This window comes from Curvibacter sp. T50, from assembly GCF_057219955.1.
In genome coordinates this window covers 1,648,160-1,666,969 of record NZ_JBXVVU010000001.1, presented here as the reverse complement: position 1 = coordinate 1,666,969, position 18,810 = coordinate 1,648,160, and the positions used below count along the sequence as shown (strand labels likewise).

The following is an 18,810-nucleotide window of genomic DNA, read 5'->3' as shown; positions in this document are numbered from 1 at the left end:
GGGCTCTCAGAACACAAACCCCACGTTCAGGTGCAGCCGCAGCTTGCGCGTTTCGCTGCCCCAGGCCAGATCCATCTGCAGCGGCCCGACCGGACTGCGCCAGCGCACACCCGCACCGGTGCCGGTGTGTGCCTTGAGCTCGGATGCCCGGTTGGCCACCGCACCGGCATCGACAAACAGCACCCATTCCCAGGGGCTGAGGCGACCGTTCGTGAGGATGGGCCGCTGCAATTCGACACTGCCCACCGCGAGGAAGCGGCCGGCCGCGACACTCCCATCGGATTGCCGGACACCAATTTCGTTGAGACCGTAACCGCGGACGCTCGCGTCGCCGCCGGCCAGAAACAATTGCGTCGCCGGCAGCCCGGCGTCGCCGCGGGCCAGTACCCCCCCCAGTTGCAGTCGGGTGACCACGCGACCGGCAAGGCCCTCGGCCCTTCCGCTGCGGGGGTGGCGCGCCAGAGGCCAATAATGGGTCCAACGGCTCATGGCACGGGCGAAGGGGGTGCGCTGGCCATCCAGTGTCCACCCTCCGCCCAGCTCCAGGGCCATCCCGTCGCCGTCGGCCGGAAATGGCAGGCTGTCGAAGCGGCGCCGGGTCAACGCCAGGTTGACGCTGACGGCATTGGCGCTTTGGGAATTCAGCACCGCAGTCGGTGCGCCTTCCGTGCGGGCCCGTTCGATCTGCAAGAAGTAATTGCGATCGGTCTCGCGGCTGGACAGTGTTCGGCCCAGACGCAGGTGGCGCGCGTCGATCCGGTAGCTGGCGGCCGCCTCGCGACGCAGCTCGCCCGCGACAGCCCAGCGCCAGCCGCCGTCATCCGGGGGGCTGAGCCATTCGCTGCCGAACTGGCGCTGCTCCCTGTCTGTGGACAGCTTGGTGACTGCGCGCCAGCCCACAAGGGGCACCATATGGTGTGTATGGACGGCAGACAGGCGGGCACCGCTGTCGGTGCTGGCGCCGACACCCAGGACCAGTTTCTGACGGCGCGCTTCGCGCAACTCGACCCTGACCGGGACCGCCTGCGGATCGCCCTGATGGTCGACCGTCACGAAGGCGGAATCGAAATAGCCGCTTTCCACCAACCGCTGCTGGGCGGCCAGAACCTCGTTGCGGTCGTACTCCATGCCGGGTCGCAAACGGGTCAGGCGGCGGATCAGGTCCGCATCGATGCGCTGGTTGCCGGTGACAGCGAGTTCACCCAGGCTTACGGCAGGACCGGGATCTACCGTGACGTGCAGTACGACGCGGTGGCTTTGCGGGTCCACGTCGGCCAGGGTATCGGCCAGACGGGCACGCGGATAGCGGCGCGCGCTCACCGCGAGCAGCAGCGCGGTCTTGGCTTCGTCCCAGGCAACCTGGCTGAAGGGGGTTCCGGGCGGCAGGTTCCAGCTTTCGCGCAGCGCGGCGCGACGGCTGGTCTCGGCACCTTCGCTGGAGACGGGGCCCGCCCAGTCGATGCCGACCCGCTCCACCACGGCAACCGGACCGGGTTCGACCCGCAACCACAGGTGCACGGGAGCCTGGTTCGTGCCGTTTGGCTGAGTGGTGCCACCCACCGGTGGGCCGTATTTCTGGCCCGACGTGACCCGTGGCGCGAAATGCCCGCGCGTTGCCAGCAGTTCCCGGGTCTGGACTTCAGCCGCTGCCAGCAGAGCCTGCCGCTCGCGCAGGTCGAGGTCCGGCACGCTGCGGTAACGCAGCAGTTCAAGGTGGCGGCGCAGGAAATCGGCCAGCTCGCCCGGGGCGTCGATATCAAGCTCGAAAGCGGCACCGGGGCCCGATTCGGGGGCGCGGGGTCCCTCGGACCTGGCGGCTGAATCCGGCATCGAGTCTGGACCGGCCGCTCGTGCAGGCACCCCCCCGAGCAGGGCAGAAAGAATGATCAAGGCGGCAATCGGAGCGCCGCCGGGCGGGGCAGCGCACGGGCTGCCGCGTCTGGGGGGTGGCCCGTTCGGCTTCGCGGGTCGATGCAGGAACCCCGTCAACAGCGTGAGCAGGGCAGATGGGAACGTTGGGGGCATTCGTAGCGAAGTCAACAGCGTTGCCACTGTACCAGCCGGAGCACAATCGGGATGCCAACCAAGCCCCCCATGAACACCTCACCGTTTCCCGGTTTCGACAGCCCGGCTGCTGGCTTTGACCAGCCTTTTGAACTGCTCATGGCCTGCCATGACCGTGTCCGCCGCAGCCTGGCCCTGCTGGGCCGGATCATCACGCACGTCAAAATCCACGGACATGACGCGCAGTCGCGCTCGGCCGCGGCCGACGTGCTGCGGTACTTCGATATCGCGGCGCCGCTGCACCACGAGGACGAGGAATTGCATGTGTTTGCGGCGCTGGCGGACTGCGGTGACCCTGCAGTTGTGCAGGCCGTGCGCGACCTGCAGGACGACCACCTGGCGATGGCCACTCGCTGGACCGAGGCTCGCGCGATTTTGCTCACCTGGCGCGACCATCCGGCACCATCGCCGCTCGATGCCGCAACCCACGCGGTGTTGGATACGTTCAGACACGGCTACGATGCCCACATCGCCACCGAGGAAAACCTTGTCTACCCGGCGGCGCGGGCGCGCCTGGACGCGGATCGCCTGGCCCGCATCGGTGCCGAAATGCAGGCCCGCCGGCGGGGCTGAGGCGCCTATTTGGTCAGCATCCGCATCGCATCCTCCAGCCCCTTGAGGGTCAGCGGGTACATGCGCTGGCTCATCAGTTGCTGCACCACGGCGATGCTCTGGCGGTATTGCCACACGCCCTGCGGTTCGGGATTGATCCACGCAAATTTTGGAAACGCGTGGGTCAGGCGCTGCAGCCACTCGGCGCCAGCCTCTTCGTTGTTGTATTCCACGCTGCCGCCAGGCTGCAGGATCTCGTACGGGCTCATCGTTGCGTCGCCGACGAAAATGAGTTTGTAGTCCTTGTTGTACTTGCGGATGATGTCCCAGGTCGGGAATTTCTCCGCGAAGCGGCGGCGGTTGTTCTTCCACATGAAGTCGTAGACGCAATTGTGGAAGTAGTAGAACTCCAGGTGCTTGAATTCGCTCTTGACGGCGGAAAACAGTTCTTCGACGCGCTGGATGTGCTCGTCCATTGTGCCGCCGACGTCCATCAGCAGCAGCACCTTCACGTTGTTGTGGCGCTCGGGCACCATGCGGATGTCCAGCCAGCCGGCGTTGGCGGCGGTGGAGCGGATGGTGTCGGGCAGGTCGAGTTCGAGCTCATGCCCCTCGCGCGCAAAGCGGCGCAGGCGCCGCAAGGCGACCTTGATGTTGCGGGTGCCCAGCTCCTGCGTGTCGTCATAGTCCCGGTAGGCGCGCTGGTCCCAGACTTTGACGGCCGACTTGTTGCCGCCTTTGCCGCCGATGCGGATGCCCTGAGGGTTGTAGCCGCCGTGCCCGAACGGGCTGGTGCCGCCGGTGCCGATCCATTTGCTGCCACCTTCGTGGCGTTCCTTTTGCTCCTCCAGCCGCTTCTTCAGCGTCTCCATCAGCTCGTCCCAACCCATCTTCTCGATGGCGGCCTTTTCCTCGGGGGTCAGCTCCCGCTCCAGCACCTTGCGCAACCAGTCCTGGGGAATTTCCTTGGTGAAGTCGGCCAGCATGTCGACGCCCTTGAAGTAGGCGGCAAAGGCTCGGTCGAATTTGTCGAAGTGCTTCTCGTCTTTCACCAGCGCGGTGCGCGAGAGAAAGTAGAAGTCGTCGATCGTGCAGGCGTCCGAGCGTGGTCCGACCACGTCTGCCTCCAGAGCCTCCAGCAAGGTGAGGAATTCCTTGACGGAAACCGGCAGTTTGGCGGCGCGCAGGGTGTAGAAGAAGTCGATCAGCATGGCGGGTTCCTCACGCCGGGTGCCGGTCCAGCAGGTACAGCAGCTGCGCCTTCGCCTCGGGCCATTCGCCGGCGCGCATGCTGTACATCACGGTGTCGCGGATGGTGCCGTCGCGGCGCAGCGCGTGGCCGCGAATCACGCCGTCCTTGCGGGCGCCCAGACGTTCTATCGCGCGCTGGGAGGCAAAGTTGAAGTTGTCGGTGCGCCAGCCCACCACGTGGCAACCCAGGGTCTCGAAGGCATGGGTCATCAGCAGCAGCTTGGCCGTGGTGTTGACGTGGGTGCGCTGCACGCTGCGGGCGTACCAGGTGTAGCCGATCTCCACCCGCTTTACGGCCGGCAGGATGTCGTGGTAACTGCTGCTGCCGAGCACGCGCCCGCTGGCCTCATCGATCACCGCGAAGGCGAAACGATGCCCCTCGCTGCGCATCTGCAAGGCGGTCTCGATGTAGGCGCGGGTGTTCTCCGGTTCGGGTACCGACGTGACGCGCAAGTTCCACAGTTGGCCATCGGCCGCAGCCTCGCGCAGCCCCGCTTCATGGTCGACCGCCAGCGGTTCAAGCCGCAGGCCCCGACCGCGCAGAGTGACACTGGAGACAAACATCAGCGGTTGCGCTGGTTCATGAACACCAGCTTCTCAAACAAGGTCACATCCTGCTCGTTCTTGAGCAGCGCGCCGACCAGCGGCGGCACCGACACCTTGCTGTCGGTGCTTTGCAGGGCTTCAAGCGGAATGTCCTCGGCCACCAGCAGCTTGAGCCAGTCGAGCAACTCGCTGGTCGAAGGCTTTTTCTTCAGGCCGGGCAGATTGCGCACGTCGTAGAAGGTTTTCATCGCAACCGCGAGCAAGTCCCGTTTGAGGGTCGGGAAATGCACATCGACGATCTGGCGCATCGTGTCGGCGTCAGGGAACTTGATGTAGTGGAAAAAGCAGCGGCGCAGGAAGGCGTCGGGCAGCTCTTTTTCGTTGTTGGACGTGATGAACACCAGCGGCCGGTTTTTTGCACGGACGAGTTCGCGGGTTTCGTAGCAGTAGAACTCCATGCGGTCGAGCTCGCGCAGCAGGTCGTTGGGAAACTCGATGTCGGCCTTGTCGATTTCGTCGATCAGCAGCGCCACCGGCCGGTCGGCCGTGAAGGCCTGCCACAGTACGCCCTTGACGATGTAGTTGTGGATGTCCTTGACCTTCTCGTCACCGAGCTGGGAGTCGCGCAGGCGGCTGACCGCGTCGTATTCGTACAGGCCCTGCTGCGCCTTGGTGGTGGACTTGATGTGCCACTGCAGCAGCGGCATGTCGAGCGCCTGGGCCACTTCTTCGGCCAGCATGGTCTTGCCGGTGCCCGGCTCGCCCTTGACGAGCAGCGGGCGCTTGAGGGTGATGGAGGCGTTGACCGCCAGCATCAGGTCCTGGGTGGCAACGTAGTTCTGGGAGCCTTTGAATTTCATGAGGACGTCTTTATGGAAAACACGAGGCCGGGAGACGGGAAAGGCCTCTATATAATTTTGGTTTGATATTTATCAAACCTCGACCAATTTCACCAACGATTGTGCGCGCAAAATGAACCAGCTGATGTCCCGTGTCCTGACCATTGCTGTCGCTTCTGTGACCTCCTTTGCCGCACAGGCCCAGGAAGTCAAGGGGGACTTCAAGGCCGGTGAGAAAAAGATTGCCATGTGTATCGGCTGCCATGGTATCCCCGGTTATCAGGCCAGTTTTCCGGAGGTGTACCGGGTGCCCATGATCTCCGGTCAAAACGAAAAATACATTGCCTCGGCGTTGGCCGCCTACCGCAAAGGCGAGCGCAAACATCCTTCGATGCGTGGCATCGCCGATTCGCTGACCGATCAGGACATCGCGGATGTTGCCGCCTACTATGCCCAGCATGGCGCAGGGCAGAAGGGCGCCGGCAAAGGCGGCAAGGAGCCGTCGGCCAAGGTTGCGGAGTTGCTCAAGAAGGGCGCGTGTGCCTCCTGCCACGGTGACAACTTCTCCAAACCGATCGACCCCAGCTACCCCAAGCTGGGCGGCCAGTTTGCCGACTACCTGTTTGTGGCCCTCAAGTCCTACAAAGTCGAAGGGCAGCACACCTGGGGTCGCAGCAATGGCGTGATGGGTGGCGTGGCCAAGCAGTTTTCGAATGCCGAGCTCAAGGCGATGGCGCAGTACCTGGCCTCGCTGGACGGCGACCTCAAGACGATCCCCCAGCAGAAGTTTCGCTGACCGGCGCGTTGCGCAGCGCACCAGGCCCGCTTCGGCGGGCTTTTTTTCGAATATTTCTGCCGAAACTGACCATACCCGGCGGAAAAAGGTCACTTTTTGCTACAAAAATCGAATTAAAGAAGGTTCCTGCTGCCGCCCAGGCTCAGTCGCGTGTGGCCTGGCGTTGCACGCAGGCGATGTAGGCCGCGCCGTCGGGCATGCGGCCGGCGCGCTGGCTTTCCCAGATCATGCGGCCCAGGCAGTCCATCGCGCCGTGGTGGGCGTCGTGCAGCGAATCGCGGCGACGGGCCAGCAGTTCCACCGCCTGGCGGATGCCACGGGGCTGGTCGATGCTGCACTGCTCGCTGATGGACAGGTGCATCGACAGGTGCAGGAACGGGTTGTCGCGGGCAGGATCCACCGTTCGCATCTGGCGTAACGCTTCGTCCACATCCGCCAGATCGGCGTGGTATTCCGGGTGCTCGTCGATCCACAGGCTGGCCAGGGTTTCGATCGCTTCCAGGGGCTGGCCCGCGCGGGATTTTGTGTACACGCCACAGAAAAAGCGGCGCACGTCGGCTTGGGAGGGCTGGATCAGCATGGTCGGGATTGTCGCCCAGCCACCGTGCCCCACGCCGGGCCTTGGTTACAGTCGCAGGTTCCCGCGTGGTGCACTGGCGCCGCGGTTTGACCGACAAGACCCTGGAGACCCCATGACCCAAGCCTATATCTGCGACGCCATCCGCACCCCCATCGGCCGCTACGGCGGCGCGCTGTCCAGCGTGCGCACGGACGACCTGGGCGCCGTGCCGCTGCGGGCGCTCATGGCGCGCAACCCGCAGGTGGACTGGCAAGCCGTCACCGATGTGCTGTATGGCTGCGCCAACCAGGCCGGCGAAGACAACCGCAACGTCGCGCACATGAGCAGCCTGCTGGCCGGCCTGCCGCTGGAGGTGCCCGGTGCCACCATCAACCGCCTGTGCGGTTCCGGCCTGGACGCGGTGGGCACGGCAGCGCGCGCCATCAAGGCCGGTGAGGCGGGCCTGATGATCGCCGGCGGCGTGGAAAGCATGAGCCGCGCCCCGTTTGTGATGCCCAAGGCCGAAAGCGCCTTCTCGCGCGCCAACGCGGTCTACGACACCACCATCGGCTGGCGTTTTGTCAACAAGCTGATGAAGGCCCAGTACGGCGTCGACTCCATGCCCGAAACCGCAGAAAACGTGGCGGTGGACTACAAGATCGAGCGGGAAGCCCAGGACCGGATGGCGCTCAACAGCCAGATGCGGGCCGTGGCGGCCATTGAAGCCGGGCACCTGGCGCGCGAGATCTGCCCGGTGACGATCCCGCAGAAAAAAGGGGATGCCATCGTGGTCGACACCGATGAGCACCCCCGCAAGACCAGCCTGGAGTCGCTCGCCAAACTCAAGGGGGTGGTGCGCCCGGACGGCAGCGTCACCGCCGGCAACGCCTCCGGCGTGAACGACGGTGCCTGCGCGTTGCTGCTGGCCGACGAGACCACGGCTGCGAAAAACGGCCTGACCCCCCGCGCCCGCGTGGTCGGCATGGCCACCGCCGGTGTGGCGCCGCGCATCATGGGCATCGGCCCGGCACCGGCCACGGAAAAAGTGCTGGCGCTGACGGGCCTGAGCCTGGCGCAGATCGACGTGATCGAACTCAACGAAGCCTTTGCCGCACAAGGCCTGGCGGTGCTGCGCCTGCTGGGGCTGGCCGACGACGACGCCCGGGTCAACGCCTGGGGCGGTGCCATTGCGCTGGGTCATCCGCTGGGTGCCAGCGGCGCGCGCCTGGCCACCACGGCCATCAACCGGCTGCACGCAACGGGCGGGCGCTATGCGCTGTGCACCATGTGCATCGGGGTCGGACAGGGCATCGCGCTGGTGCTGGAGCGGGTGTGAGCCCGGACGCACCGGCGACTCCGCTGCCGGTGCGGCGCCTGCTGGAAGAGGATGCTGCCCGCTACTGCACGTTGCGGCTGCGCGGCCTGCGCGAACACCCGCAGGCCTTCACGTCCAGCCTGGAGGAGGAGCAGTCCCGGCCGCTGGCCTGGGCCCAGGCGCGGCTGCGCGACGACCCGCAGCGGCCGCACGACTTTTTCCTGGGTGGATTTCTCGGTGACGCGTTGGTCGGTACCGTCGGACTGCAGGGGCGTTACCGCGCCAAGGAACGCCACAACGCCACCGTGGTGGGCCTGTATGTGGCGCCCGAAGCCGCCCGGCGCGGGCTGGGGCAGGCGCTGATGGCGGTCTTGCTGGCGCAGGCGCGCGCACTGCCCGGGCTGGACCAACTGGACCTGACGTTGACCGAGGGCAACACGGCTGCGCTGACGCTGTACCAGCGATGCGGCTTCACCGTCTTCGGCATGCAGCCCGATGCGATCCGGGTGGACGGCCAACCGCTGGCCAAGATCCACATGGGGTTGTGTCTGCGCTGAATGCCGCCCTGGAACGGGCCGTGCTCAGGCTTGCCAGGCCGGCAGGCGCCAGTTGCGCCACAACGCCAGCGCCCGCAGCCCGGCGGTGATCAGCACACAGCCCAGCAGGGCGGCCCAGCCGGGTGCGGCGCTGTGCCACAAGGCGACATAGACCCAGCCGCCCGCAAAGGCGCAGACGGCATAGGGGCGGTGGTCGCTGAAGGCGGTGGGGATTTCGTTGCAGACTACGTCGCGCAGCACGCCGCCGAACACACCGGTGATCACCCCCATCAGCACCGCCACAATGCCGGGCAGGCCGGCGGCCAGCGCCTCGTGGGTGCCGGCGGCGGCGAACAGGCCCAGGCCCAGCGCGTCCGGCCACTGGATGGCTTTTTCGGTGAGCTCGAAGTGCCGGTGGCGCAGCAGCAGCATGGCCAGCACACACAGGCCGAGCACGCCCCAGAGCATGTCCACATGGCGCACCCAGAAAAAAGGGCGCTGGTCCAGCAGCAGGTCGCGCAGCGTGCCGCCGCCGAAGGCCGCCAGGAAACCCACCACACAGACGCCCACGGCGTCCAGGCGCTTGCGCGCCGCGTCCATCACGCCGGAGAGCGCAAACGCGGCGGTGGCCGCGATTTCCACCAGCAACCGCACTCCTTCGCCCCAATGCTGAACGCCATTCATGCGAGGATTGTCTCCCCATGGCCCTGACCCTGATCACCGATCCGTTCTTTTATGCCGTCGCCGTGCCGGCCGTGCTGCTGCTGGGCATCAGCAAAAGCGGCTTTGGTGCCGGCTTCGGATCGCTGGCCGTCCCGATGATGGCGCTGGCCGTGACGGTGCCGCAGGCCGCGGCCATCCTGATGCCGGTGCTGCTGGTGATGGACCTGATGGGCATGGCAGCCTTCCGAAAGGATGTCGACCGCCGGCTGCTGCGTTTTCTGCTGCCGTTCGGTCTGGTGGGCGTGGGGATTGGCACCCTGCTGTTCCGGGTGCTGGACGCCAAAGTGGTGGCGGGCATCGTCGGGGGCTTCACGCTGCTGTTTCTGGCGCAGCGGCTGCTGTTTCCGCCGCGGCCGGACAGTCCGCCCCCTCCGCGCTGGCTGGGGGCGCTGCTGACCACCACCTCGGGCTTTACCAGCTTCATCGCCCATGCGGGCGGCCCGCCGATCAACGCCTACGTGATCCCGCTGCGGCTGTCGCCGGTGCTGTTCACCGGCACCATGGCGTTTTTCTTCTTTTTCATCAACCTCGCCAAATGGCTGCCCTACGCCTGGCTGGGCCTGCTGGACCTGCGCAACTTCGCCACGTCGATGGTGCTGCTGCCGCTGGCGCCGCTGGGGGTGGGGATCGGTGTGCGCATCGCGCGACGAATCCAGCCGGCGCTGTTTTACCGGTTTGTGTACGTCGGCATGGCGCTCACCGGGCTCAAGCTGCTGTGGGATGCGGTGGCGTAAAGTCCTGAATCCATAGCAAACAATGACCATTCCACGCTGGGTAATGGCATTTTTTGATCAGAATTTCGGCGCGGGCGGCGTGGCGGCCGGTTCCGCGCCGGCCCGATCCGGTCCGCGACTTTCGCGCTCGCGTGCCAGTTGCTCCTGCAACTGCTGACGGCCCTGGCGGACGGCGGCGATCAGGCGGGCCTCGTCCTTGTGGAGCGGGTAGGTCTCCTCCAGCAGCGCGAGGTTGTGGCTGCGAAAACGCTGCGTGGCCTGGGCGGCGGTGGCGGCGTCGCGGCCCAGCAGTTGCAGCACGTCGCCCGCACTGGCCAGGCTGCTTTCGAACAGTTCGCGCTGGATGTGTTCCACCCCCCGGTCGCGCAGCGCGTACCAGTGCGTCACGTCCCGCGCCCGGGCCACGATCTTCAGCGCCGGGAAATGGGCGCGCGCCAGGTCCACGATGGCCAGCGACTGGGCGCTGTCGTCCACCGCCACCACCAGCACACGGGCCTGCGCGGCGCCGGCGGTGCGCAGCAGATCCAGCCGGGTGGCGTCGCCGTAGAACACCCGAAAGCCGAAGCGCCGGGTCTGCTCGATCAGTTCGGCGTCGTGGTCCAGCACCGTGACGGACAGGCCGCAGGCCATCAGCGACCGCGAGACGATCTGGCCGTAGCGTCCGAACCCGGCCACGATGACCGGCGCCTCCTGTGGTGTGTTCAGCGGCTCTGGGGTCGGGCCGGGGCGCCGGTCCAGTCTGGGCTGCAGGTAGCGGTCCACCAGCCACAGCAGCAGCGGGCCCAGCAGCATGGACAGCGCGACGGCGCCCGTCAGCAGCGAGGCCGTCTTCGCCGGGAACACCCGGGCGCCCACCGCGGCCTGAAACACCACAAAGGCAAATTCCCCGCCCTGCGCCAGCAGCAGGGTGAACAGCGGGCGTTCCGGCCGTGGCAGGCGCATCAGGCGCGCCAGCGCACCGATCACCACCAGTTTGACCAGCAGGAACAGACCCAGGACCAGGGCCACCCGGCCCGGGGACGCCGCCAGCACGCCCAGATCGATGGTCATGCCGACCGCCATGAAGAACAGGCCCAGCAGCAGGCCCTTGAAGGGTTCGAGATCGGTCTCCAGCTCGCGGCGGAATTCGCTCTCGGCCAGCAGGACGCCCGCCAGAAAGGCGCCCAGCGCCATCGACAGGCCGACCGCCTGCATGAACGCGGCCGTCCCCACCACCAGCAGCAGCGCCGCCGCCGTGAAAATCTCCGGCGTGCGGCTGCGGGCGATCCAGCGCAGCAGCGGGCGCAACAGCAGGCGTCCGCCGACCACGATGGCGACGATGGCGCCGACCGAGCGCAGCGCCTCGACCCACAGCGTGGTGTCGTCGCGCTCGGACACGCTGCCCAGCAGCGGCACCAGCGCCAGAATGGGGATGGCCGCCACGTCCTGGAACAGCAGGATCGAGAAACCCGCTTCGCCCGAAGGCGTGCGCAACAGGTTGCGGTCGGCCAGCACCTGCAGCGCAATGGCGGTGGACGACAGCGCCAGCCCCAGGGAAGCGACCACGGCCACCTTCCATTTCACGCCCAGCAGCAGGGCCAGGCCGGCCAGCACGGCGGCGCAGGCCAGCACCTGCAGGCTGCCCCAGCCGAAGATCGGACGCCGCAGGCTCCACAGCCGGCGGGGTTCCAGCTCCAGTCCGACCAGAAACAGCATCAGCACCACCCCGAATTCCGCAAAGTGCAGCGTGTCCTCCACGTTGTCCACCAGGCCCAGGCCCCAGGGCCCGATGGCCAGGCCGGCCACCAGGTAACCCATCACGCTGCCCAGACCCAGAGCCTTGAACAGGGGCACGGCCACGACGGCGGCGGCCAGGTAGGTGAGGCTGTAGCCCAGCCAGGCGGGCAGGTGTTCCATGTCGGTAACATACCGGAAGTCCGACCCGATTCAGGAGCCCGTCATGCCGGTTGTCGTGGTTGCCAATCCCAAAGGCGGCGTGGGCAAGTCCACGCTGGCCACCCATGTAGCCGGTTATTTCGCCAGCCGCGGCCACGTTGTCATGCTTGGTGACGTGGACCGGCAGCAGTCGGCGCGGCTGTGGCTGCAGTGGCGGCCGGTGGCGGCGCGGCCCATCGGAACCTGGGCGACATCGCATGATCAAGTCGCACGACCGCCCAAGGGCACGACACACGTGGTGCTGGATACACCGGCCGGATTGCATGGCTGGCGTTACAAAGAGGTCATGCGGTTGGCCGACAAAGTGCTGATTCCGGTGCAGCCCAGCATTTTCGACATTCATGCGACCCGCGAATTTGTCGACCAACTGGCCGAGTTTCGCCATGCACAGCGCCTGCAAATCGGTCTGGTGGGCATGCGTGTCGATTCACGCACCCTGGCGGCCGAACGGCTGAAGGATTTTTTCGATAGCCTGAACCTGCCGGTGCTGGGTTTCCTGCGCGATACCCAGAACTATGTTCATCTGTCGGCGCAGGGGCTGACCTTGTTCGACGTTGCGCCGGGCCGGGTCGCGCGCGATCTGGAGCAATGGCAGGGGATCATTGACTGGCTGGAGCGCTGAAGTCGCCTGGCCCTGTCCCGGCCTGGACAGGGCGCGATGGCACCGCGCGGCCACAATCGCGCGATGCGATGCTTTCAGACTTTGCCCGAGTTGGCTGCCTGCGTGGGACAGGAGATTGCGGTCTCCGATTGGGTGGAGGTCACCCAGACCCGGATCAACCAGTTCGCCGACGCGACCGGTGACCACCAGTGGATCCACGTCGACCCCGAGCGCGCACGCACCGGGCCGTTCGGCGCGCCGATTGCCCATGGCTTTCTTACCCTGTCGCTGGTGCCCTGGTTCTTCGATCATTCGATCACCGTGCTTGAGTCCCACATGGGGGTGAACTACGGGCTCAACAAAGTGCGTTTCATTGCGCCGGTGCCGGTGGACAGCCGCCTGCGGGGGCGGCTGAAACTGCTTTCCGCCGAGCCGATCGCGGGCGGCGGCTATCAGATGGCCTGGGAGGTGACCATCGAACGCGAGGGTCAGGACCGCCCGGTGTGTGTCGCCGAAGCCCTCGCCCGGCGATTTTGAGCTTTTTCCGGCCATACCCAGCGTAAAAAGGTCGTTTTTAGCTACTTTAATGATAGCGATCCGACGAATCCGTTCTGGCGCCAGCCTTCGTAGACGGTGATTGCGACGGCGTTGGACAGGTTCAGGCTTCGCTGATCGGGGCGCATCGGCAGGCGCAGGCGGCGCTCGTCGGCAAAGCGCTCTCGGAGCGCCGGTGGCAAGCCGCGGCTTTCAGGCCCGAATACCAGCCAGTCGCCCGGCTCAAAGCGGACGTCATGGACGGCATGCCGTCCGTGGGTGGTCAGCGCGAAAAGCCGATCGGGCGCCGGCGCGCAACGGGTGATCAGCGCGTCCCAGTTGGCGTGGCGCTGTACTGGCGCGTACTCGTGATAGTCCAGCCCGGCGCGTCGCAACTGCTTGTCATCCATGGAAAAACCCAGCGGCTCGACCAGGTGCAACGAGCAGCCGGTGTTGGCGGCGAGGCGGATGACATTGCCCGTGTTGGGCGGAATTTCGGGTTCGACCAGAACGATGTGGAACATCTCGCCATTGTCGCCGGGCTCAATGGCTTTCTGCCGGAGTGCGGGCGACCACAAGGGCGGCGATGCGCCGGGCGCCGGCCTCGCGCAGGACCCGGGCCGCGGCGTGCAGCGATGCGCCACTGGTCATCACATCGTCGACCAGCACAACATGGCGGTCGCGTACGGATTCGGCCTGATTTGGCTCCAGCGCCAGCGCTCCGCGCAGGTTGCGAAGGCGTTCGGCTCGGCTCAGATGGCTTTGCGGCGTCGTTTCGCGGATGCGGAGCAGCAAGTCGGCCCGGGTGCGCCGGGCGTCCAGCGCCTGCGCCAGCAGCAGCGCCTGGTTGTAACCCCGCTCGGCCAGGCGGCCGCGCGAAAGGGGCATGGGAATCAGCCAGTCCGCCTGCTCCAGTTCGGGCTCCACCCAGGGCGTGCTGCGGAGCAGTGCAACCAGCGCGGGTGCCCAGCCCGGTTCATCTTCGAACTTGAAACGGGCGATACAGCCGATCCAGGGCCAGACGTAGTCCACCGCACACAGACACCGATCCAGCGGGGGTGGGTCGGTCAGGCACGCTCCGCAGCGGGTGAGCTCTTGCGGCAGTGCGACGGCACAGGTGGCACAGCGATACCGGGGTGCGCCGAACCGGCTGACACAGGTTTCGCACACCGGTGCTGCGGGCCAGCGGTGGCAGACCGCGCAGACGCCGCCAACCCGGTCAAGCGCAGGGGGGATACGCGCCAGCAATGCACGAAACATGGCGCTCAATATACTGCGCGGTCCGATTCCAACGCTTATGGACAAACCCCGCCCGCCCATCGACTCCCGTGCTGCTGCGCGTTGGGCCGCATTGCCGCCGTCGGTGGCCCCGGACGGCAAGCCGGTATCGCCGTGGCTGCACGAAGAGGTGGGCCGACGCATGGCGCAGCGCCTGTCCTGGATCACCGTCAAGCCCCGCTCCTGGGCGCATTGGGCACCCCTGTCGGGCGGAGTGAAGGCCCACGGCGTCGTGCAGGAGGCACTGGGCCGGGCTCCGGCCTATCTGGTCGAGGCCGATGGGGGCCGCCTGCGCCTTGCCGAGCGGGCGTTGGGGGGCACATGGTGGAATCCCGCGAGCTGGGGCGCCGGTCTGCTGCGCGGTGAACCAGGCCCCGGGGCGGTGGACATGGTCTGGGCCAACATGCTGCTGCACCATCAGGCCGATCCGGCAAAACTGCTGCGCCGCTGGCATCAGTCACTCGCAGTGGACGGGTACCTGATGTTCTCCTGCCTGGGGCCGGACACGCTTGGGGAGTTGCGTGAACTGTATGCGCGTGCCGGGTGGCCGCCACCTTCGGCTCCATTCACCGACATGCACGACTGGGGCGATTTGCTGCTGGAGGCTGGATTTGCCGAGCCTGTCATGGATATGGAAACCATTCGCCTGAGTTTCGAAACACCTGCGCGCCTGGTGGCCGAGCTTCGTGAGCTGGGGCGAAACCTGCACCCGCAGCGGGCCCAGGGGCTGCGTGGACGCCGCTGGCGCGACGAATTGTTCGCCCGGATGCTCATGGAACTGGCGCGTCCGGACGAACAAGGCCGCCTCGTGCTGCGCTTCGAAATTGTCTATGGGCATGCCTTCAAATCGGCGACGCGTCACCGCGTCGCACCGGAAAGCGCCATAGGCCTGGATGAATTCCGTTCCGCGTTGCGCGAGCGCAAAAAGAATCTGGGGAATCTTTGAGAAAAATCAAAGACCCCGCGAGTCTCGGGTAAACTTCAGTCGTTACCGATAGGGTCTGCTTTGGCAATGGCCGGGTGGGATTCGAAGGGGCTTGATCTGTGTCAAATCCTGTGTATCGCTTCGCAAGTGTCTCCGGTCAGGGGCTCCAGTGGCTGTTGCGCCGCAACTGCTCTGTTACTCCCGCCCAGTTGGTCTGGATGTACGCCGGCCTCTGCGCAGTTTCGCTGAGCATCGGCCTGTGGTTCTGGCAGATGGGGGCACCCTTGGTGCTGGGTTTTGCCGGAATCGAGATCCTGGCGGTAGGCGTGGCGCTGTGGGTGTATGCCCGGCATGCGCTGGATGGCGAGCGGATTGTGCTGCAGGGTCAGAGTCTGGTGGTCGAAAAAGCCGTTGGCGGTAGGCTGGAGCGCACGGAGTTGGATATCCGCAGCCTGACGGTCGAGCCCCGCTACGGCGAGCACTCGCTCATCGCCTTGTCGGCGCGGGGCCGGGTCATCAACGTGGGGCGCTTCGTCCGTCCCGAGTTGCGGCCGGCCTTGGCCAGGGAATTGCGCACCGCGCTGCGCGGGTCGTGAAGCGGCGGTGGTGGTTGGATTGATGGGTTACGGTTATCTGAGCAAAGACGAGACGTGAAAACGATGAACAACATTTTCAGCAAAGCAGCCCGTCGGCTGAGTCACGCAGCCTTGTGGACTGGCGCCTTTCTGGCATCGGCTGCCCATGCGGTGAACGACCTGCCCGGTGGCCCCGCCGTCAACCAGTTGAACCTGCATCCGCCGGTCAGCCGCATTGCCGAGGCGCAACATGGCTTGCATTGGTTCCTGCTGATCATCTGCGCGGTGATTTTTGTCGGCGTTTTCGGCGCGATGTTCTATTCGATCTTTGCCCACCGCAAATCCAAGGGCTACAAGCCGGCCACTTTTACGGATTCGGTCCCGGTCGAAATTGCCTGGACGGTTGTGCCTTTCCTGATTGTCATCGGCATGGCGTTGCCTGCGACCAAAGTGCTGGTCGCGCAAAAAGACACGTCGAATTCCGACCTTACGATCAAGATCACCGGCTACCAGTGGAAGTGGGGCTACGACTACATCAAGGGCGAAGGGGAGGGGATAGCGTTCATTTCCACCCTCGACAACTCCCATCGGGTGATGTCCGACTCCGGAAAGCCGCAGGGTGACAACTACCTGCTGAAGGTCGACAAGCCGCTGGTCGTGCCGGTGGGCAAGAAAGTTCGAATCATCACGACCGCCAATGACGTGATTCACGCGTGGGCCGTCCCGGCGTTTGGCGTCAAACAGGATGCGATCCCCGGCTTTGTCCGGGACAACTGGTTCCGTGCTGATCAAACCGGCGATTTCTATGGCCAGTGTATGGAGTTGTGCGGCAAGGAGCATGCCTACATGCCTATTCACGTCAAGGTGGTTACGGCAGAGGAATACAGCAAGTGGGTCGAAAGCGAGAAAAAGATTCTCGCTGCCAAGGCCGATGACCCCACCAAGGTCTGGACACAGAACGACCTGATTGCCCGTGGTGAAAAGGTCTACGCTGCCAATTGCGCAGCCTGTCACCAGGCCAACGGCAAAGGGGCTGGCCCGATCAAACCCGTGGATGGTTCCGCCGTGGTGCTTGATGCCGACAAGAGCAAGATGATCGCAGTCATGCTCAACGGTCAGAACAATGGGGCGATGCCGGCATGGAAGCAGCTCTCCGATACCGAGATTGCAGCCGTGATGACCTACACCAAGAATTCGTGGTCCAACAAGACCGGCCAGCTGGTACAGCCCGCGGACATCAAGACCGCTCGCAAATAACTCTGGCAGCAGTCGCACAGACAAGTAATTGAGAAGGAATCCGACATGAGCGCAGTTCTCGACCACCACGGCCACGCGGACCATGGCGATCACGGTCATGCCCCCAGCGGCTGGCGTCGCTGGGTTTTCGCCACCAACCACAAAGACATCGGCACGCTTTACCTGTTGTTCAGCTTCGCGATGCTGATGATCGGTGGTTTCTGCGCCATGATGATCCGTGCGGAGCTGTTCCAGCCAGGCTTGCAGCTCATCAACCCCGAACTGTTCAACCAGTTCACTACCATGCACGGCCTGATCATGGTGTTCGGCGCGATCATGCCGGCCTTTGTCGGCTTTGCGAACTGGATGATTCCGCTGCAGATTGGCGCCTCCGACATGGCCTTCGCGCGGATGAACAACTTCAGCTTCTGGCTGATGATCCCCGCTGCCATCATGCTGGCCGGATCGTTTTTCATGCCCGGCGGCGCGCCGGCTGCGGGCTGGACGCTGTATGCGCCTTTGACGCTGCAGATGGGGCCGTCGATGGATGCCGGCATTTTCGCCATGCACATCCTCGGCGCCTCGTCCATCATGGGCTCGATCAACATCATCGTGACCATCCTGAACATGCGCGCTCCGGGCATGACGCTGATGAAGATGCCGCTGTTTTGCTGGACCTGGCTGATCACCGCCTACCTGCTGATCGCTGTGATTCCTGTCCTGGCCGGTGCGATCACCATGACTTTGACCGACCGCCACTTCGGCACCAGTTTCTTCAACCCGGCTGGTGGTGGCGATCCGGTCATGTACCAGCATATCTTCTGGTTCTTCGGCCACCCTGAGGTGTATGTGCTGATTTTGCCGGCGTTCGGCATTGTCAGCCAGATCATTCCGACCTTTGCCCGCAAGAAGCTCTTTGGCTACACCTCCATGGTGTATGCGACGGCGTCGATTGCCATCCTGTCTTTCATCGTGTGGGCGCACCACATGTACACCACCGGCATGCCTGTTACCGGCCAGCTGTTCTTCATGTACGCGACCATGCTGATTGCAATACCGACCGGCGTGAAGGTGTTCAACTGGATCGCGACCATGTGGCGCGGCTCCATGACCTTTGAGACGCCGATGTTGTGGGCGGTCGGCTTCATTTTCGTATTCACCATGGGCGGCTTTACTGGTCTGATCCTGTCCATGGCTCCCCTGGACCAGCAACTGCATGACACCTATTACGTGGTGGCCCATTTCCACTACACCATGGTTGCCGGCTCGCTTTTTGCCCTGTTCGGTGGTTTTTATTACTGGGCTCCCAAGTGGGCTGGCGTGATGTACAACGAAACCCGCGGCAAGATCCATTTCTGGCTGTCGCTGATTTTCTTCAATGTGACTTTCTTCCCGCAGCATTTCCTGGGCCTTGCCGGAATGCCGCGTCGGTACGCAGACTACCCGTTGCAGTTTGCCGACTTCAACATGCTGTCGTCGATCGGTGCTTTCGGTTTCGGCTTGATGCAGGTGTATTTCTTCCTGTTCATCGTCGTTCCGTTGATGCGTGGCAAGGGAGAAACCGCATCGCAGCGTCCCTGGGAAGCTGCTGAAGGATTGGAGTGGGAAGTGCCGTCGCCGGCCCCCTTCCATACCTTCGAGAATCCGCCCAAACTGGACGCCACGGCGACCCGCGTGATCGGCTGAGTGAATGTCCATGGATGCCCGCGAACAGCGTAAGAACAACGTACGTCTGGGGTTGATCCTGGCTTCGGTGGCGTTGGTTTTTCTGTTGGGCTATGTCGTCAAGATCGCCTACTTTGGCTACTGAA

General features: G+C 64.9%; 21 protein-coding genes. 12 read left to right on the top strand and 9 right to left on the bottom strand.

Features of this window, described 5'->3' with window-relative positions; translation table 11 throughout:
* Nucleotides 1-6: 6 nt before the first annotated feature.
* Entirely contained in the window at nucleotides 7-1,890 is a 1,884-nt protein-coding gene (locus AC2EBU_RS07935; protein ID WP_484609817.1) for an autotransporter assembly complex protein TamA, read from the bottom strand.
* A 204-nt stretch (nucleotides 1,891-2,094) separates the two neighbouring features.
* On the opposite strand from AC2EBU_RS07935, the gene AC2EBU_RS07930 reads away from it, so the two are divergent.
* Complete coding sequence (locus AC2EBU_RS07930) at nucleotides 2,095-2,637, top strand: hemerythrin domain-containing protein (RefSeq protein ID WP_484609816.1); 543 nt, start codon at nucleotides 2,095-2,097, stop codon at nucleotides 2,635-2,637.
* 5 nt (nucleotides 2,638-2,642) lie between these two features.
* Here AC2EBU_RS07930 and AC2EBU_RS07925 read toward each other — a convergent pair whose 3' ends face one another.
* The 3 genes from AC2EBU_RS07925 to AC2EBU_RS07915 are packed head-to-tail and all read right to left on the bottom strand — an operon-like array spanning nucleotide 2,643 to nucleotide 5,273.
* Nucleotides 2,643-3,827, bottom strand: a complete 1,185-nt coding sequence (locus AC2EBU_RS07925; RefSeq protein ID WP_484609815.1) for a vWA domain-containing protein — start codon at nucleotides 3,825-3,827, stop codon at nucleotides 2,643-2,645.
* A 10-nt stretch (nucleotides 3,828-3,837) separates the two neighbouring features.
* On the bottom strand, nucleotides 3,838-4,434 hold the full coding sequence (locus AC2EBU_RS07920) for a GNAT family N-acetyltransferase (protein WP_484610143.1): 597 nt from the start codon (nucleotides 4,432-4,434) through the stop codon (nucleotides 3,838-3,840).
* Complete coding sequence (locus AC2EBU_RS07915; RefSeq protein ID WP_484609814.1) at nucleotides 4,431-5,273, bottom strand: AAA family ATPase; 843 nt, start codon at nucleotides 5,271-5,273, stop codon at nucleotides 4,431-4,433. Before AC2EBU_RS07915 ends, AC2EBU_RS07920 begins: the two co-directional genes overlap by 4 nt.
* A gap of 112 nt (nucleotides 5,274-5,385) precedes the next feature.
* On the opposite strand from AC2EBU_RS07915, the gene AC2EBU_RS07910 reads away from it, so the two are divergent.
* Nucleotides 5,386-6,048 (top strand): c-type cytochrome, encoded by a 663-nt coding sequence (locus AC2EBU_RS07910; protein ID WP_484609813.1) that lies wholly within the window; start codon nucleotides 5,386-5,388, stop codon nucleotides 6,046-6,048.
* Between the two features lie 142 nt (nucleotides 6,049-6,190).
* On the opposite strand, the gene AC2EBU_RS07905 is transcribed toward AC2EBU_RS07910, so the two are convergent.
* The gene (locus AC2EBU_RS07905; protein WP_484610142.1) at nucleotides 6,191-6,625 is read right to left on the bottom strand and encodes a DUF1841 family protein; all 435 of its coding nucleotides are present in this window, start codon (nucleotides 6,623-6,625) and stop codon (nucleotides 6,191-6,193) included.
* A gap of 115 nt (nucleotides 6,626-6,740) precedes the next feature.
* Here AC2EBU_RS07905 and pcaF point away from each other — a divergent pair, with 115 nt between their 5' ends.
* Nucleotides 6,741-7,943, top strand: coding sequence for a 3-oxoadipyl-CoA thiolase (gene pcaF / locus AC2EBU_RS07900; RefSeq protein WP_484609812.1), 1,203 nt, complete (start codon nucleotides 6,741-6,743; stop codon nucleotides 7,941-7,943).
* Entirely contained in the window at nucleotides 7,940-8,479 is a 540-nt protein-coding gene (locus AC2EBU_RS07895; protein WP_484609811.1) for a GNAT family N-acetyltransferase, read from the top strand. Before pcaF ends, AC2EBU_RS07895 begins: the two co-directional genes overlap by 4 nt.
* A gap of 24 nt (nucleotides 8,480-8,503) precedes the next feature.
* On the opposite strand, the gene AC2EBU_RS07890 is transcribed toward AC2EBU_RS07895, so the two are convergent.
* The gene (locus AC2EBU_RS07890) at nucleotides 8,504-9,142 is read right to left on the bottom strand and encodes a trimeric intracellular cation channel family protein (RefSeq protein WP_484609810.1); all 639 of its coding nucleotides are present in this window, start codon (nucleotides 9,140-9,142) and stop codon (nucleotides 8,504-8,506) included.
* A gap of 17 nt (nucleotides 9,143-9,159) precedes the next feature.
* Between AC2EBU_RS07890 and AC2EBU_RS07885 the strand changes: the two genes are divergently transcribed.
* The gene (locus tag AC2EBU_RS07885; RefSeq protein WP_484609809.1) at nucleotides 9,160-9,915 is read left to right on the top strand and encodes a sulfite exporter TauE/SafE family protein; all 756 of its coding nucleotides are present in this window, start codon (nucleotides 9,160-9,162) and stop codon (nucleotides 9,913-9,915) included.
* Between the two features lie 57 nt (nucleotides 9,916-9,972).
* Here the strand turns inward: AC2EBU_RS07885 and kefC are convergent, their stop codons facing one another.
* Nucleotides 9,973-11,811 (bottom strand): glutathione-regulated potassium-efflux system protein KefC, encoded by a 1,839-nt coding sequence (gene kefC / locus AC2EBU_RS07880; RefSeq protein ID WP_484609808.1) that lies wholly within the window; start codon nucleotides 11,809-11,811, stop codon nucleotides 9,973-9,975.
* Between the two features lie 43 nt (nucleotides 11,812-11,854).
* Between kefC and AC2EBU_RS07875 the strand changes: the two genes are divergently transcribed.
* Both AC2EBU_RS07875 and AC2EBU_RS07870 read left to right on the top strand, forming a co-directional pair.
* Complete coding sequence (locus AC2EBU_RS07875) at nucleotides 11,855-12,472, top strand: nucleotide-binding protein (RefSeq protein ID WP_484609807.1); 618 nt, start codon at nucleotides 11,855-11,857, stop codon at nucleotides 12,470-12,472.
* A gap of 63 nt (nucleotides 12,473-12,535) precedes the next feature.
* The gene (locus AC2EBU_RS07870) at nucleotides 12,536-12,988 is read left to right on the top strand and encodes a MaoC family dehydratase (protein ID WP_484609806.1); all 453 of its coding nucleotides are present in this window, start codon (nucleotides 12,536-12,538) and stop codon (nucleotides 12,986-12,988) included.
* 41 nt (nucleotides 12,989-13,029) lie between these two features.
* Here the strand turns inward: AC2EBU_RS07870 and AC2EBU_RS07865 are convergent, their stop codons facing one another.
* Both AC2EBU_RS07865 and AC2EBU_RS07860 read right to left on the bottom strand, forming a co-directional pair.
* Nucleotides 13,030-13,509, bottom strand: a complete 480-nt coding sequence (locus AC2EBU_RS07865; protein ID WP_484609805.1) for a tRNA (cytidine(34)-2'-O)-methyltransferase — start codon at nucleotides 13,507-13,509, stop codon at nucleotides 13,030-13,032.
* 19 nt (nucleotides 13,510-13,528) lie between these two features.
* Nucleotides 13,529-14,245 (bottom strand): ComF family protein, encoded by a 717-nt coding sequence (locus AC2EBU_RS07860; RefSeq protein ID WP_484609804.1) that lies wholly within the window; start codon nucleotides 14,243-14,245, stop codon nucleotides 13,529-13,531.
* A gap of 37 nt (nucleotides 14,246-14,282) precedes the next feature.
* Between AC2EBU_RS07860 and AC2EBU_RS07855 the strand changes: the two genes are divergently transcribed.
* From AC2EBU_RS07855 to AC2EBU_RS07835, 5 genes are all read left to right on the top strand, one after another.
* On the top strand, nucleotides 14,283-15,209 hold the full coding sequence (locus AC2EBU_RS07855) for a methyltransferase domain-containing protein (RefSeq protein WP_484609803.1): 927 nt from the start codon (nucleotides 14,283-14,285) through the stop codon (nucleotides 15,207-15,209).
* A 98-nt stretch (nucleotides 15,210-15,307) separates the two neighbouring features.
* On the top strand, nucleotides 15,308-15,784 hold the full coding sequence (locus tag AC2EBU_RS07850) for a DUF2244 domain-containing protein (protein ID WP_484609802.1): 477 nt from the start codon (nucleotides 15,308-15,310) through the stop codon (nucleotides 15,782-15,784).
* A gap of 63 nt (nucleotides 15,785-15,847) precedes the next feature.
* Entirely contained in the window at nucleotides 15,848-17,020 is a 1,173-nt protein-coding gene (gene coxB / locus AC2EBU_RS07845; protein ID WP_484609801.1) for a cytochrome c oxidase subunit II, read from the top strand.
* 45 nt (nucleotides 17,021-17,065) lie between these two features.
* Nucleotides 17,066-18,685, top strand: a complete 1,620-nt coding sequence (gene ctaD / locus AC2EBU_RS07840; RefSeq protein ID WP_484609800.1) for a cytochrome c oxidase subunit I — start codon at nucleotides 17,066-17,068, stop codon at nucleotides 18,683-18,685.
* A 4-nt stretch (nucleotides 18,686-18,689) separates the two neighbouring features.
* A complete protein-coding gene (locus AC2EBU_RS07835; RefSeq protein WP_484609799.1) occupies nucleotides 18,690-18,809 on the top strand; it encodes a cytochrome oxidase small assembly protein in 120 nt (39 codons plus the stop codon).
* Nucleotide 18,810: the final 1 nt, after the last annotated feature.